This is a genomic window from Hydrogenophaga sp., from assembly GCF_030158645.1.
Lineage (GTDB): Bacteria > Pseudomonadota > Gammaproteobacteria > Burkholderiales > Burkholderiaceae_C > Hydrogenophaga.
Map to the genome: position 1 here is coordinate 60,930 of NZ_JAOASO010000033.1, position 13,389 is coordinate 74,318.

Annotated in this window: 14 protein-coding genes, 1 tRNA gene and 1 riboswitch; of the genes, 9 read left to right on the forward strand and 6 right to left on the reverse strand. The window is 66.0% G+C overall.

Translation table 11 applies throughout. From position 1 onward, the window contains the following. Positions 1-45 precede the first annotated feature (45 nt). From Q1W68_RS03330 to Q1W68_RS03340, 3 genes are read left to right on the forward strand one after another with little or no spacing between them, the layout of a single operon-like run. Complete coding sequence (locus Q1W68_RS03330) at positions 46-828, forward strand: SDR family oxidoreductase (protein WP_300654741.1); 783 nt, start codon at positions 46-48, stop codon at positions 826-828. After that, positions 829-1,773 carry a DMT family transporter gene (locus tag Q1W68_RS03335; protein WP_300658905.1) on the forward strand — a complete coding sequence of 315 codons (945 nt, stop codon included), beginning with the start codon at positions 829-831 and terminating at the stop codon, positions 1,771-1,773. Then, positions 1,770-2,192, forward strand: a complete 423-nt coding sequence (locus Q1W68_RS03340; protein ID WP_300715589.1) for an acyl-CoA thioesterase — start codon at positions 1,770-1,772, stop codon at positions 2,190-2,192. Before Q1W68_RS03335 ends, Q1W68_RS03340 begins: the two co-directional genes overlap by 4 nt. A 2-nt stretch (positions 2,193-2,194) precedes the next feature. Here the strand turns inward: Q1W68_RS03340 and Q1W68_RS03345 are convergent, their stop codons facing one another. Further along, positions 2,195-2,773 carry a peroxidase-related enzyme gene (locus Q1W68_RS03345; protein WP_300662140.1) on the reverse strand — a complete coding sequence of 193 codons (579 nt, stop codon included), beginning with the start codon at positions 2,771-2,773 and terminating at the stop codon, positions 2,195-2,197. Positions 2,774-2,882: 109 nt separating this feature from the next. Here Q1W68_RS03345 and Q1W68_RS03350 point away from each other — a divergent pair, with 109 nt between their 5' ends. Further along, positions 2,883-3,269, forward strand: coding sequence for a carboxymuconolactone decarboxylase family protein (locus Q1W68_RS03350; protein WP_300653440.1), 387 nt, complete (start codon positions 2,883-2,885; stop codon positions 3,267-3,269). Between the two features lie 20 nt (positions 3,270-3,289). Further along, entirely contained in the window at positions 3,290-4,252 is a 963-nt protein-coding gene (locus Q1W68_RS03355; RefSeq protein WP_300653443.1) for a Bug family tripartite tricarboxylate transporter substrate binding protein, read from the forward strand. Positions 4,253-4,255: 3 nt separating this feature from the next. On the opposite strand, the gene Q1W68_RS03360 is transcribed toward Q1W68_RS03355, so the two are convergent. After that, a complete protein-coding gene (locus Q1W68_RS03360; RefSeq protein WP_300653446.1) occupies positions 4,256-4,810 on the reverse strand; it encodes a LuxR C-terminal-related transcriptional regulator in 555 nt (184 codons plus the stop codon). Positions 4,811-4,898: 88 nt separating this feature from the next. Between Q1W68_RS03360 and Q1W68_RS03365 the strand changes: the two genes are divergently transcribed. The 3 genes from Q1W68_RS03365 to Q1W68_RS03375 all read left to right on the forward strand — a co-directional run bounded on the left by Q1W68_RS03365 (position 4,899) and on the right by Q1W68_RS03375 (position 7,022). Beyond that, positions 4,899-5,606 carry a CoA transferase subunit A gene (locus tag Q1W68_RS03365; RefSeq protein WP_300715590.1) on the forward strand — a complete coding sequence of 236 codons (708 nt, stop codon included), beginning with the start codon at positions 4,899-4,901 and terminating at the stop codon, positions 5,604-5,606. A gap of 1 nt (position 5,607) precedes the next feature. Beyond that, entirely contained in the window at positions 5,608-6,246 is a 639-nt protein-coding gene (locus Q1W68_RS03370) for a CoA transferase subunit B (protein ID WP_300715591.1), read from the forward strand. A 17-nt stretch (positions 6,247-6,263) separates the two neighbouring features. Beyond that, positions 6,264-6,439, forward strand: a riboswitch (yybP-ykoY riboswitch). A gap of 4 nt (positions 6,440-6,443) precedes the next feature. Then, entirely contained in the window at positions 6,444-7,022 is a 579-nt protein-coding gene (locus Q1W68_RS03375) for a TMEM165/GDT1 family protein (RefSeq protein WP_300715592.1), read from the forward strand. A 42-nt stretch (positions 7,023-7,064) separates the two neighbouring features. Here the strand turns inward: Q1W68_RS03375 and Q1W68_RS03380 are convergent. Together Q1W68_RS03380 and Q1W68_RS03385 are read right to left on the reverse strand one after the other, a co-directional pair. Then, positions 7,065-7,138 (reverse strand) — tRNA-Gly (locus Q1W68_RS03380). A 13-nt stretch (positions 7,139-7,151) separates the two neighbouring features. Beyond that, positions 7,152-8,642 (reverse strand): NAD-dependent succinate-semialdehyde dehydrogenase, encoded by a 1,491-nt coding sequence (locus Q1W68_RS03385; protein ID WP_300715593.1) that lies wholly within the window; start codon positions 8,640-8,642, stop codon positions 7,152-7,154. 227 nt (positions 8,643-8,869) lie between these two features. Between Q1W68_RS03385 and alaS the strand changes: the two genes are divergently transcribed. Next, complete coding sequence (gene alaS, locus Q1W68_RS03390) at positions 8,870-11,503, forward strand: alanine--tRNA ligase (protein WP_300715595.1); 2,634 nt, start codon at positions 8,870-8,872, stop codon at positions 11,501-11,503. A gap of 10 nt (positions 11,504-11,513) precedes the next feature. Here alaS and Q1W68_RS03395 read toward each other — a convergent pair whose 3' ends face one another. Continuing rightward, entirely contained in the window at positions 11,514-12,719 is a 1,206-nt protein-coding gene (locus tag Q1W68_RS03395; RefSeq protein WP_300715596.1) for a CoA transferase, read from the reverse strand. Beyond that, a partial coding sequence (locus tag Q1W68_RS03400; protein WP_300715597.1) for an enoyl-CoA hydratase occupies positions 12,716-13,389 on the reverse strand: 674 nt, incomplete at its 5' end. The genes Q1W68_RS03400 and Q1W68_RS03395, both read right to left, overlap by 4 nt.

Sequence of the window (13,389 nt, forward strand, 5' to 3'; positions counted from 1 at the left end):
CACAAAATCGAACGGTCGTACTAATCTTCACTGAGGGCTTGCATCGTGGCATACAGCATGGACTTGTCGGGCCGCGTGGCCTTGATCACCGGCGCATCGGGCGGCCTGGGCGAGCAGTTTGCCAAAACCCTGGCCAAGGCGGGCGCCGCCGTGGTGCTGGCCAGCCGCCGCACCGACCGCCTCATGGCCCTGCGCGCGCACATCGAAGCCGAGGGCGGCGACGCCCACGTGGTGGCCATGGACGTGACCGATCAGGCTTCCATCAAGGCGGCCGTGGCACACGCCGAAACCGAGGTGGGCGCGATCGACATCCTGGTGAACAACTCGGGCGTGAGCACCACGCAGCGGCTGCAGGACGTGAGCGAGGAAGACTACGACTTCATCTTCAACACCAACACCAAGGGCGCGTTCTTTGTGGCGCAGGAAGTCGGCAAACGCATGCTGGCGCGTGCCAAGGGCGCTGCACCCGGCACCTACGTGGGCGGGCGCATCGTCAACATCGCATCCATGGCCGGCCTGAAGGTGCTGCCGCAGATCGGCGTGTATTGCATGAGCAAGGCGGCGGTGGTGCAGATGACCAAGGCGATGGCGGTGGAGTGGGGCAAGTTCGGCATCAACGTGAACGCCATCTGCCCGGGCTACATCGACACCGAGATCAACCACCACCACTGGCAGACCGAACAGGGCCAGAAGCTCATCGGCATGCTGCCGCGCAAACGCGTGGGCGTGCCGACCGATCTGGACGCGGTGCTGGTGATGCTGTGTTCGAACGAGAGCCATTTCATCAACGGCGCCGTGATTGCGGCGGACGATGGCTTTGGCGCCTGAATGAGCGTTGCCGTTCTGGGTCGGCCTCCGGGCTGGCCGCCGGGCATGGTCGCCGGCATTCTGGCGGGTGTGGGCGCGGGCGCGTTCTGGGGGACGACTTTCATCGCGCCCCTGATGGCACCCGGTTTCAGCTCGATCGACCTCACGGTGGGGCGTTACCTGTCGTGTGGCCTGTTGTCGGTGGTGCTGTTGCTCTGGGCCGCGTTGCGGGGTGATGCGCAACGACCCACGCTGGCCCAGGCGGGTGCGGCGCTCTGGCTCAGCCTGCTGGGCTACACGGGTTACTACCTGCTGCTGGTGCTGGCCATCCAGGCCGCGGGTGCGGCGCTGCCGGTGCTGATCATCGGCACCATCCCGCTGTGGATCATGTTGCTCGGCAAGCCGAAGGGCCTGCGCTGGCGTTCGCTGGTACCGGGTTTGCTGCTCACCGTGGCGGGCATGGCGCTGATGATGCAGGCCACGGCGCACGGGCAGGACGACGGCGTGGCCACGGACCTGTGGCTGGGCATTGTCTATGCGGTGCTGGCCATGCTGTCCTGGACCGCCTTCGGATTGCTCAACGCCCGCTGGCTGGCCAGGCACCCCGAGGTGAACTCCACCCTGTGGGCCAACTGGCTGGGCGTGGCCGCGGGCGCGGGCGCGCTCGCCATCTGGGCGGTGGCAGGCACCGACCTGGCCACGCTGGTCGCGCGCCCGGGCTTCGGCACCTTCGTGCTGGTGTGCGCCGTGACCGGCATCGGTGCGGCCTGGGTGGCTTCGGTGCTCTGGAACATGGCCAGCCGCCGGCTCAGCGCCAGCTTGGCTGGGCAACTCATCGTCAGTGAGACGGTGTTCGGGCTGGTCTACAGCTTCGCCTGGGACGGTGCCTGGCCGGCTGCTTTGCAGTGGGCCGCGTGTGCGCTGTTCGTGCTCGGCATCCTCGCGTCCATCAAGGCCCACCGATGAAATTTGAACTGCCCGAGAAGAAAAAGGCGGTGTTTCGCATGACCATCCCCATCCGCTGGGGCGACATGGACGCGATGGGGCATGTGAACAACACCACCTACTTCCGGTACCTCGAGACGATCCGCATCGAGTGGATGCGCAGCATCGGCTGCCAACCCGACCCGCAGGGCGAGGGCCCGGTGATCGTCAACGCCTTCTGCACCTTCCACAAGCAGCTCGAATACCCGGGTGATGTCATCGCCACCCTGTTCGCCAGCGACGTGGGGCGCAGCAGCTTCGAGACGTGGTGCACGCTCACGCGAAGCGACGACCCGCAAACGATCTACGCCTCGGGTGGTGCCACCACGGTATGGGTGGATTTCCCGAAGCAGAAGTCGGCACCGATTCCCGACAAGCTGCTGCGGTACCTGCACGACTGACTTCAGGCGGGCTTGGCCTTCGGCACCCGCCCCATCGCATAAAACTCCGGGTTTGGCATCATGTTGCTGAAGCTGGCCATGCGGTTGGACAGGCCGAAGAACGCGGTGATGGCTGCGATGTCCCAGATGTCTTCGTCGGAGAAACCGTGGGCGTGCAGTGGCGCGAAGTCGTCGTCGTTGATCTCGTGGGAGGCCAGGCAGACTTTCATCGCGAAGTCCAGCATGGCTTTCTGGCGCGGGGTGATGTCGGCCTTGTGGTGGTTCACGGCCACCTGATCGGCCACCAACGGCTTCTTCTCGTAAATGCGCAGGATGGCGCCGTGCGCCACCACGCAATACAGGCAGTGGTTGGCCGCGCTGGTGGTGGTCACGATCATTTCGCGGTCGCCCTTGGTCAGCGATCCTTCTTCCTTGAGCATGAGCGCGTCGTGGTAGGCGAAGAACGCGCGCCACTCGGCGGGGCGGCGGGCCAGCGCCAGGAACACGTTGGGCACAAAACCGGCCTTGGCCTGCACTTCCAGCACTTTCGCCTTGATGTCTTCGGGCAGGTCGTTGATGTCGGGCGCGGGGTAGCGGTTCATGTCGGTCTCCGGTGGGTGCAGGTTGTGTTGGACGCAACGCATCGTACCGGCCGCTGCGCCCCTGCGGTATCGTTGTCGCGACTCCCTTTCCCAACCCCCGGATCACACCATGCAAGACAACAACGACCCCGAGTTCGAACGCGGCCTGGCCATGCGCAAGCAGGTCATGGGCGAGGCCTTCGTGGCCAACGCCTTGGCCAACATGACCCCCTTCACCGAGCCGATCCAGCAACACATCACGCGCAAGGCCTGGGGTGACGTGTGGCAGCGCGGCACCCTGGACTTGAAAACGCGCAGCCTGATCACCGTGACCATGCTGGCTGCGCTGGGCAAGCAGAACGAGCTCAAGGGTCATGTGCGGGGCGCGCTCAACAACGGGGCTACGCCGGCCGAGCTGCAAGAGGTGCTGCTGCAGGTGGCGGTGTACTGCGGGGTGCCCACCGCGGTGGAGGCGTTTCGCACCGCCGCGTCGGTGGTTGACGTCGAATCCCCATGACTTTTTCACAGGAGGTCTCCATGTCGTTTTCCATCACCCGCCGTGCCGCCGTTGCGGCCTCATTGATGGTCGGTTTCGGCCTGGCCCAGGCGCAGACCACCACCCGCATCCTGGTGGGCTTTCCCCCGGGTGGCGGCACCGACGCGATCGCGCGCATCCTGGGCGAACGCCTGAAAGAAGAACTGGGTCATCCGGTCATCGTGGAGAACAAACCCGGCGCGGGTGGGCAGATCGCCGCGCAGACCCTGAAGGCTTCCGCGGCCGACGGCAACACCCTGTTTCTGAGCCACGACCACAGCATCACGATCTTGCCCATGGTGATGAAGGCGCCGGGTTACGAGCCCGCCAAAGACTTCGTTCCCGTGGCCGGTTTTGCCACGTTCGTGAACGCGTTTGCGGTGAGCAGCGGCACGCCCGCCACCAGCTTCAAGGCGTATGTGGACGGCGTGAAGGCCGCCGGCGGCAAGGGCACGGTGGGCATTCCGGCGCCGGCCTCGGTTCCGCAGTTCCTGGTGCAGGTGATCGCGAAGCAGAACGGGCTGGACCTGGTGGCCGCGCCCTACCGTGGCAGCGCGCCCATGATGGCCGACATGTTGGGCAACCAGATCCCGGCCGGCGTGGCTTCCATTCCCGACTTCATTGAAAACCACAAGGCGGGCAAGCTGCGGGTGGTGGCGGTGATGGGCACGCAGCGCCAGGCCGCCATGCCCGAGGTCCCCACCTTTGCCGAGCTGGGCCTCAAGGGATTTGAAGACGTGCCGTACTACGGCCTGTTCGCCCCGGCCGGCACGCCCAAGGCCACGCTGGACCGCATGGCGCAAGCGGTGCTGAAGGCCATTGCCCAGCCCGACGTGCGCGAGAAACTCACCGCCATGGGTCTGAGCGTGGGCTTCATGACCGGCGAGCAGCTGGGCGCGCGTGAGCAGGCGTACGGCAAGGTGTGGGCGAAGATCATCCAGGACAGCGGCTTTGTCCCTCAATGACACTTACCCGGCGAGAAGCCTGTGCACCAGATCCGGTGTGCTGTGTGCGCCGTACTTGCGCATGAGCCTTGCCCGGTAGATCTCCACCGTGCGGTGGCTGATGTCCAGGGCCTTGCCGATCTCCTTGCTGGTGAGGCCGCTCATGAGGTGGGCCGCCACTTCGCGCTCGCGGGGCGTGAGGTCGGCTTTCACGGCGCGGCGTGAACTCAGGTCTTCAAAACTCCAGATGCCGGCGGCGTGGGGTGTTTCGCGGCTCAAGGCGCGACCGGTCACATGGCACCAGAAGGTCTCGTCTTTGAGGCGTCCACCCACGCGCTTCATGATGCGGTCGTCCGCGTAGGTGCCGCCCTTGCCCAGCAGCGGCGCCATGCGCGCGCCCAGGCGCTCGTACTCGTCGGCGCTGGGGTACAGGATCTGGAAGCTCTGGCCCACCAACTGTTCGCGCGTGGCGCCGAACATGTCGCACAGGACCTGGTTGCAATCGACCATGGTGCGCTGACGCGACAGCGCCAGGCCCACGGGGGCGAGGTCAAAGGCCAGGCGGTAGTCGATGTCCATGCGGTGAGGGTTTTGCTTTACGAGTTACTACGTATGCCGTTACGTAGTATCGTACCGGCACCCTTGCTTCAACCCAGGAGACAGCAACGTGAACAAGATCCACCCGAGCGCGGCCGCCGCGCTCCAAGACATCGTGGCCGACGGCCAGTTGTTCGCCGTGGGCGGCTTCGGCCTCTGCGGGATTCCCGAGGCGCTCATCGACGCGCTGCGCGACAGCGGCAAGAAGAACCTCACCGTGATCTCGAACAACGCGGGCGTGGACGGTTTCGGCCTGGGCAAGCTGCTGGAGACGCGCCAGATCACCAAGATGATTTCGAGCTACGTGGGCGAGAACAAGGAGTTCGAGCGCCAGTACCTGGCCGGTGAACTGCAACTCGAATTCACGCCCCAGGGCACGCTGGCCGAGAAGCTGCGCGCCGGTGGTGCGGGCATCCCGGCTTTCTTCACCAAGACCGGCGTGGGCACCATCGTCGCCGAAGGCAAGGAGCTGCGCGAGTTCGATGGCGAAACCTATGTGATGGAACGTGCGCTGGTGCCCGACGTCTCGCTGGTGAAAGCCTGGCGCGCCGACACCTCGGGCAACCTGCAGTTCCGCTTCACCGCGCGCAACTTCAATCCCGCCGTGGCCATGGCCGGCAAGATCTGCGTGGTCGAGGTCGAAGAGATCGTGGAGAAGGGCGCCATCGCGCCGGACGATGTCCACCTGCCCGGCATCTACGTGCACCGCCTGGTGCTCAACGCCACGCCCGAGAAGCGCATCGAGAAGCGCACGATCACCCCCAAGGAAGGAGTCTGAGATGCCCTGGAACCAAGACCAGATGGCTGCGCGCGCAGCCCACGAACTCGAAGACGGCTTTTACGTGAACCTCGGCATCGGCATTCCCACGCTGGTGGCCAACTTCGTGCCCGCCGACAAAGAGGTGTGGTTGCAGAGCGAGAACGGCATGCTCGGCATCGGCCCGTTTCCCACTGAAGACGAGGTGGATGCTGACCTCATCAACGCCGGCAAGCAGACCGTGACCACGATCCCGGGATCCAGCATCTTCGGCAGCCACGACAGCTTTGCCATGATCCGCGGCGGCAAGATCAACCTGAGCATCCTGGGCGCCATGCAGGTCAGCGACAAGGGCGATCTGGCCAACTGGATGATCCCCGGCAAGATGGTCAAGGGCATGGGCGGCGCCATGGACCTGGTGGCGGGCGTCAAGCGCGTGATCATCCTCATGGAGCACGTGGCCAAGAAGAAGGACGGCACCGAAGACCTGAAGATCCTCGAGCAGTGCACGCTGCCACTCACCGGTGTGGGCGTGGTCAACCGCATCATCACGGACCTCGGCGTGATGGACGTGACGCCGCAGGGCCTGAAGCTGGTGGAGCTGGCCCCGGGTGTCACGCGCGAGTTCATCCAGTCCAAGACCGGGCCCGCGCTGATCTGAGGGCTATACTCCCCACCGCACCCGTCATTGGGGAGTAGCCGCTCTGCACCTCGCAGAGGTCTGCGTCAACACACTTGGCCCTCAAGGCCATGGCGCCGACAGCCTTCAGCCTGGCAAGACCTTTGACCACACTGCCTCCGGATGGGCCGGGGAAGCCGTGTGGTCTTTTGGTTTCTGCCGGCCCTCGGAGCACTGTCTTGGAAGCTTTCCTCATATCCACCGGCATCGTCGCCCTCGCTGAAATGGGCGACAAGACGCAATTGCTGGCCCTCGTGCTGGCCGCGCGGTTCAAGCGACCGTGGCCCATCGTCTGGGGCATCCTCGCCGCCACCTTGCTCAACCACGCGCTGGCGGGACTCGCGGGCGCATGGATCATGGCCGCTGCAGGGCCCGACGTGATGCGCTGGGTGCTTGGCGTGTCCTTCATTGCGATGGCTTTGTGGATGCTGGTCCCGGACAAGCTCGACGACGACAACGCCGTGCCGCAGCGTCGCATGGGCGTGTTCTTCATCACCACCTGGGCGTTCTTTCTGGCCGAGATGGGCGACAAGACCCAGATCGCCACCGTGGCGTTGGGCGCACAGTACGAGCCCCTGATCGCCGTGGTGGCGGGCACCACCTTCGGCATGATGCTGGCCAACGCGCCGGTGGTGTTCTTTGGCGACAAGCTCACCCGGCGCGTGCCCATCAAGCTGGTGCACGGCGTCGCAGCGCTGATTTTTGCGGTGCTGGGCGTGCTGACACTGCTGGGTGTCGGCAAGTCGTTCATCGGCTGACCATCAAGCAAAAAGGCCCCGGATGGGGCCTTTTTGCATGTGTGGAGCGGGTGAAGGGAATCGAACCCTCGTATGAAGCTTGGGAAGCTGCCGTTCTGCCATTGAACTACACCCGCAGAGCGGCAGAGTTTACTTGAGGATGTCGCCCACGCAGAGGTACTTGATCTCCACGTAGTCGTCCATGCCGTGGTGCGAGCCCTCCCGGCCCAGGCCCGATTGCTTCACGCCGCCGAACGGCACGTGTTCGGTGGCCAGGATGCCGACGTTGATGCCGACCATGCCGTATTCCAGCGCTTCGCTCACGCGGAAGATGCGGCCCACGTCGCGGCTGTAGAAGTAGCTGGCCAGGCCGAACTCGGTGTTGTTGGCCGCATCGATCGCTTCCTGCTCGGTGTGAAACTTGAACACCGGGGCGAAGGGCCCGAAGGTTTCTTCTCTGGCGCAGAGCATGTCGGCGGTGGCATCGGCCACCACGGTGGGTTCGAAAAACTGGCCGCTGCCGATGTTCGTCAAGCGCTTGCCACCGGTCATCACGCGCGCGCCCTTGGCCACGGCATCGTCCACGTGGCGCTGCACCTTCACCAGCGCCGCCTCTTCGATCAGTGGGCCCTGGCTCACGCCGTCCTCGAAGCCGTTGCCGACCTTGGTGGTCTTCACCTTGGCGGCGAACTTCTCCACGAAGCTGTCGTACACACCGGCCTGCACGTAGATGCGGTTGGAGCACACGCAGGTCTGGCCGGCGTTGCGGTACTTGCTGGCGAAGGCGCCTTCCACCGCGCTGTCGATGTCGGCGTCGTCGAACACGATGAAGGGCGCGTTGCCGCCGAGTTCGAGCGACATTTTCTTGACCGTGGGCGCGCACTGCGCCATGAGGATGCGGCCGACTTCGGTGGAGCCGGTGAAGCTGATGTGGCGCACCACGTCGCTCTCGCACAGCACCTTGCCCACGGCGATGCTGTTGTCGGCGTCGGCACACAGCATGTTGAGCACACCGGCCGGAATGCCGGCGCGGATGGCCAGCTCGGCCGCAGCGAGTGCCGTCAGTGGCGTGAGCTCGGCGGGTTTGATGATCACCGGGCAGCCGGCGGCCAGTGCGGGCGCCACCTTGCGCGTGATCATGGCCAGCGGGAAGTTCCACGGCGTGATGGCCGCGCACACGCCGATGGGCTGCTTGAGCACGATCAGGCGGCGGTTGTTGTCGAAGGTGGGCAGGGTCTCGCCGTTGACGCGTTTGGCTTCTTCGGCGAACCACTCCACGAAGCTCGCGCCGTAGGCGATCTCGCCCTTGGCTTCGGCGAACGGCTTGCCCTGCTCGGCGGTGAGGATGCGGCCCAGGTCTTCCTGGTTGGCCATGAGCAGATCGAACCACTTGCGCAGGATGGTGCTGCGTTCCTTGGCGGTCTTGGCTTTCCAGGCGGGCCAGGCGGCGTTGGCCGCAGCAATGGCTGCTTCGGCGTCTTTCGGGCCGAGGTTGGCCACGTCGGCGAGCTTGTGGCCGGTGGCCGGGTCGAGCACGTCGAAGCGGCCGCCGCCGGCGACCCATTGGCCATTGACCAGGCCGTCGGTCTTGAGCAGGGTGGGGTCCTTGAGCAGGGCGAGGGGGGAAGTCTTCATGTCCATGGGCAGTCTCCGGTGTTCGGTGCGCGCCAGGGTGGCGGGGCAGCTCGAAAGCATAGTCTTTTGGGGTGCGGCGTGCAGTACCGCTGGCGACCTTGGCCCCCGGTCCACCGCGGCGAACGTGCTGTGAAAGCCCGCTTTGGAGCGACCGGTCCGCCATGTTGGAAAATACGGGGTTTCGCGCGCCCGCGCGGCAGCCGCATCCCTCGACCGAAAACCACAAGGCCACCATGACCCGCCCCGCCACTGCAGTTGTTTCCGTTGCCGACATCCGCAAGAGCTTCCTGGACTTCTTCGCCTCCAAGGGCCACACCGTGGTCGCGTCCAGCTCGCTGGTGCCGGGCAACGACCCCACGCTCATGTTCACCAACTCGGGCATGGTCCAGTTCAAGGACGTGTTCCTGGGCACCGACAAGCGCCCTTACGTTCGCGCGGCCTCGGTGCAGGCCTGCCTGCGTGCCGGCGGCAAACACAACGACCTGGAAAACGTGGGCTACACCGCGCGCCACCACACCTTCTTCGAGATGCTGGGCAACTGGTCGTTTGGCGACTACTTCAAGCGCGAGTCGCTCAAGTGGGCCTGGGAGCTGCTGACCGAGGTCTACCAGCTGCCGAAAGAGCGTCTGCTGGCCACCGTGTACGAAGAGGACGACGAGGCCTACGACATCTGGACGAAAGAGATCGGCCTGCCGCCCGAGCGCGTGATCCGCATCGGCGACAACAAGGGCGGGCGTTACAAGAGCGACAACTTCTGGATGATGGCCGACACCGGCCCCTGCGGCCCGTGCTCCGAGATCTTCTACGACCACGGCGACCACATCGCCGGCGGCCCCCCGGGCAGCCCCGATGAGGACGGCGACCGTTTCATCGAGATCTGGAACAACGTGTTCATGCAGTTCAACATGGCCGAGGACGGCTCGGTCACGCCGCTGCCCGCGCCCTGCGTGGACACCGGCATGGGCCTGGAGCGCCTGGCCGCCATCCTGCAGCATGTGCACAGCAACTACGAGATCGACATTTTTGACGCGCTCATCAAGGCCGCCGGCCGCGAGACCCACACGGCCGACCTGAGCAACCCGTCGCTCAAGGTGATCGCCGACCACATCCGCGCCACGTCGTTCCTCATCAGCGACGGCGTGATCCCGAGCAACGAAGGCCGGGGCTACGTGCAGCGCCGCATCGTGCGCCGCGCCATCCGCCACGGCTACAAGCTCGGCCAGAAGACGCCGTTCTTCCACAAGATGGTGCCCGACCTGGTGCGCATGATGGGCGAGGCCTACCCCAACCTGGCGAGCCAGGCGCAGCGCATCACCGAGGTGTTGCGGGTGGAGGAAGAGCGCTTTTACGAGACGCTGGCCAACGGCATGGAAATCCTCGATGCGGCTTTGGCCGACGGGGCGAAGGTGCTGCCCGGTGACGTGGCCTTCAAGCTGCACGACACCTACGGCTTCCCGCTCGACCTCTCGGCCGACGTGTGCCGCGAGCGCGGGCTGACGGTGGACGAAGCGGGTTTCCGCGCCGCCATGGAAGCTCAAAAGGCCAAGGGCCGCGCGGCCGGCAAGTTCAAGATGGACAAGGCGCTCGACTACACCGGCGCGGGCAACACCTTCGTGGGTTACGAGCAGCTGGACGCCACCGCGAAGATCGTGGCGCTGTACCTGGACGGCACGCCCGTGGCCGAGCTCAAGACCGGTCAACAAGGCGTCGTGGTGCTCGACAGCACGCCGTTTTATGCCGAGAGCGGCGGCCAGGTGGGCGACGAGGGCGTGATCACCAGCGGCTCGGCGCGCTTCGACGTGGGCGACACGCAAAAGATCAAGTCCGACGTGTTCGGTCACCACGGCACCGTGGTGCAGGGCACCATCAGCGTGGGCGACAGCGCAGCGGCGCAGGTCAACACGGCGGTGCGAGCCGCCACCGTGCGCAACCACTCGGTCACCCACCTGATGCACAAGGCCCTGCGCGAGGTGCTGGGCGACCACGTGCAGCAAAAAGGCAGCCTGGTCGACGCCGACAAGACGCGCTTCGACTTCACGCACAACGCGCCGGTGACGGACGCGCAGATCCGCGCGATCGAGCAAAAGGTGAACGCCGAAATCGTGGCCAACGCGCCCACCCAGGCGCGTGTGATGGACATCGAGTCGGCCCAGAAGACCGGCGCCATGATGCTGTTCGGCGAGAAGTACGGCGAGTCGGTCCGGGTGCTGGACATCGGCACCAGCCGCGAACTCTGCGGCGGTACGCACGTTCAGGCCACGGGCGACATCGGCTTCTTCAGCATCACCGCCGAAGGTGGCGTGGCCGCCGGCGTGCGCCGCGTGGAAGCCGTGACGGGCCTGAACGCGCTGGCCTACGTGCAAGGCATGGAAGAAACACTCGGTGGTGTGGCCGGCACGCTCAAGGTCACGCCGGGCGAAGTGCCTGCGCGCGTGGGTGCGCTGCTGGAGCAGATGCGCGATCTGGAGAAAGAAATGAACGCGCTCAAGAGCCGCCTGGCCTCGGCCCAGGGCGACGAGCTGGTGAACCAGGCGGTGGATGTCAAGGGCATGAAGGTGCTGGCGGCCGTGTTGACCGGCGCCGACGCCAAGGGCCTGCGCGAGACCATGGACAAGCTCAAGGACAAGCTCAAGACCGCTGCCATCGTGCTCGCCGCCGTGGACGGCAACAAGGTGCAGCTGGCCGCTGGCGTCACCGCCGACAGCACGGGCAAGGTCAAGGCCGGTGAGCTCGTGAACTTCGTGGCCCAGCAGGTGGGCGGCAAAGGCGGTGGCAAGGCCGACATGGCCATGGCCGGCGGTACCGATGCCTCCAACCTGGACGCCGCGCTCAAGTCGGTGCAGGCCTGGGTGGCCGAGCGGGCCTGAGCCCGCGGGCTCAGGGTTCGGCGATCACGCCCTCGGCCACGAGGGCGTCGATCTCTGCCTCCGGCAGATCAAATTCGCGCAGCACCTCGCGCGTGTGCTGGCCCAGCAGCGGCGCGGGTGTGCTGCTGCGATCGGGCGAGGCCGAGAAGTGGATCGGGCAGCCGATGGCCCGCGTGGCACCGGCTTGCGGATGCTCCACATCCACCACCATGCCGCGCGCCACGGTTTGCGGATGGCTCAAGGCTTCGCCGATGGTGTGCACCGGGCCGGCCGGCACACCCGCTGCGTCGAACGCCGCCTGCCACTGCTCGCGCGTTCGTGTGCGCACCACCGCGTTCATCAGGTCCACGAGCACGGCGAGGTTGGCCATGCGGTCGCTGTTGGTGGCAAAGCGTGCGTCGCTGCGCCACTCGGGGTGGCCCAGCACATCGCAGATGCGTTCCCAGTTGGTCTGGTTGGCACCGCCGATGTTGATCCAGCCGTCGCTGGCTTCAAACGCCTGATACGGCGCGGTGAGGATGTGCGCCGAGCCGGTGGGCTCGGGCGAGCGTTGGGTGGCGAACCACACCGCTGCGTGCCAGTAGGTCTGCTGCAGCGCCGCGTCGCTCAGCGACGTGTCCACCACCTGGCCTTCGCCGGTTTTGAGCTTGTGGATGTAGGCGGCGAGGATGCCGAGCGCCGCCAGGATGCCGGCGTTCATGTCCGACACCGCGTTGCCGCTCTTGGCCGGTGGGCGGCCTGCTTCGCCGGTGACGGACATCAGGCCCGCGAAGCCTTGTGCGATCAGGTCGAAGCCACCCTTGTCGGCATAGGGCCCGCTGCGCCCGTAGCCGGTGATGGCGCAGTAGATGAGGCCCGGGTTCTCGGCCTTCAGGGCCTCGTAGCCCAGGCCCAGCTTGTCCATGGTGCCGCCGCGAAAGTTCTCCACCAGCACGTCAGCGTTCTTCACCATCTTCAGCAGCAGCGCGCGGCCCTTGGGGCTCTTGAGGTTGAGGGCGAGGCCACGCTTGTTGCGGTTCATCATCATGAACGGCGCCGACACACCGCCCACTTGCGGATCGCGGTAGCCGCGCGCGTCGTCGCCGCCGGGAATCTTCTCGATCTTGATCACGTCGGCGCCCATGTCGGCCAGCAGCAGACCGCAGGTGGGGCCCGACATGATCTGTGTGACTTCGAGCACGCGCAGGCCCGCGAGCGGGCCGGTGGATGGTTTCACTGGCCGCTCCAGACAGGGGGTCGTTTGGCCACGAAGGCGGCCACGCCTTCATGGAAGTCGTCGCTGCCATAGGCCGCGCGGATCAGGTCTTCAGACGCGGCCAGGTCGTGTGTGGCCAGGCGCTCCAGCGTGGCCTTGCTCACGCGTTGCGTGACCGGCGCGAGCACAGCGAGCCTTTGCACGAGCGTCGTGGTGGCAGCCTCGATGGCTTCGGGTGCCTCGATGGCCTGCAGAAAACCGCAAGCCAGCGCCTCGTCGGCGCCAATGAACTCGGCCAGCAACAGCATGCGTTTCACCCGCTGGTGCCCGAAGGCCGCGCGCAGCCGCGCCACGTTGGCAATGGCCAGGCAATTGCCCAGCGTCTTGGCAATCGGCACGCCGAATTTCGCGCTGGGCGTGGCCAGGCGGAAGTCGCAGGCGGTGGCAATGGCCAGCCCGCCGCCCACGCACCAGCCTTCGACCACGGCCACCGTGGGCATGGGCAGGTTGCACATCAACTCGATGCCGGCCTCGATCTGGCGCTCGTAAGTCACGCCGTCCTCGCCGGTCTGGAAGGCCGCGAACTGCTCGATGTCGGTTCCGGCCACAAAGGCCTGCCCACCGGCACCGCGAAAAACCGCCACCCGCACGCTGCGGTCGGTGCTCAGCTGGCGGTTGATGGCCGCGAGCT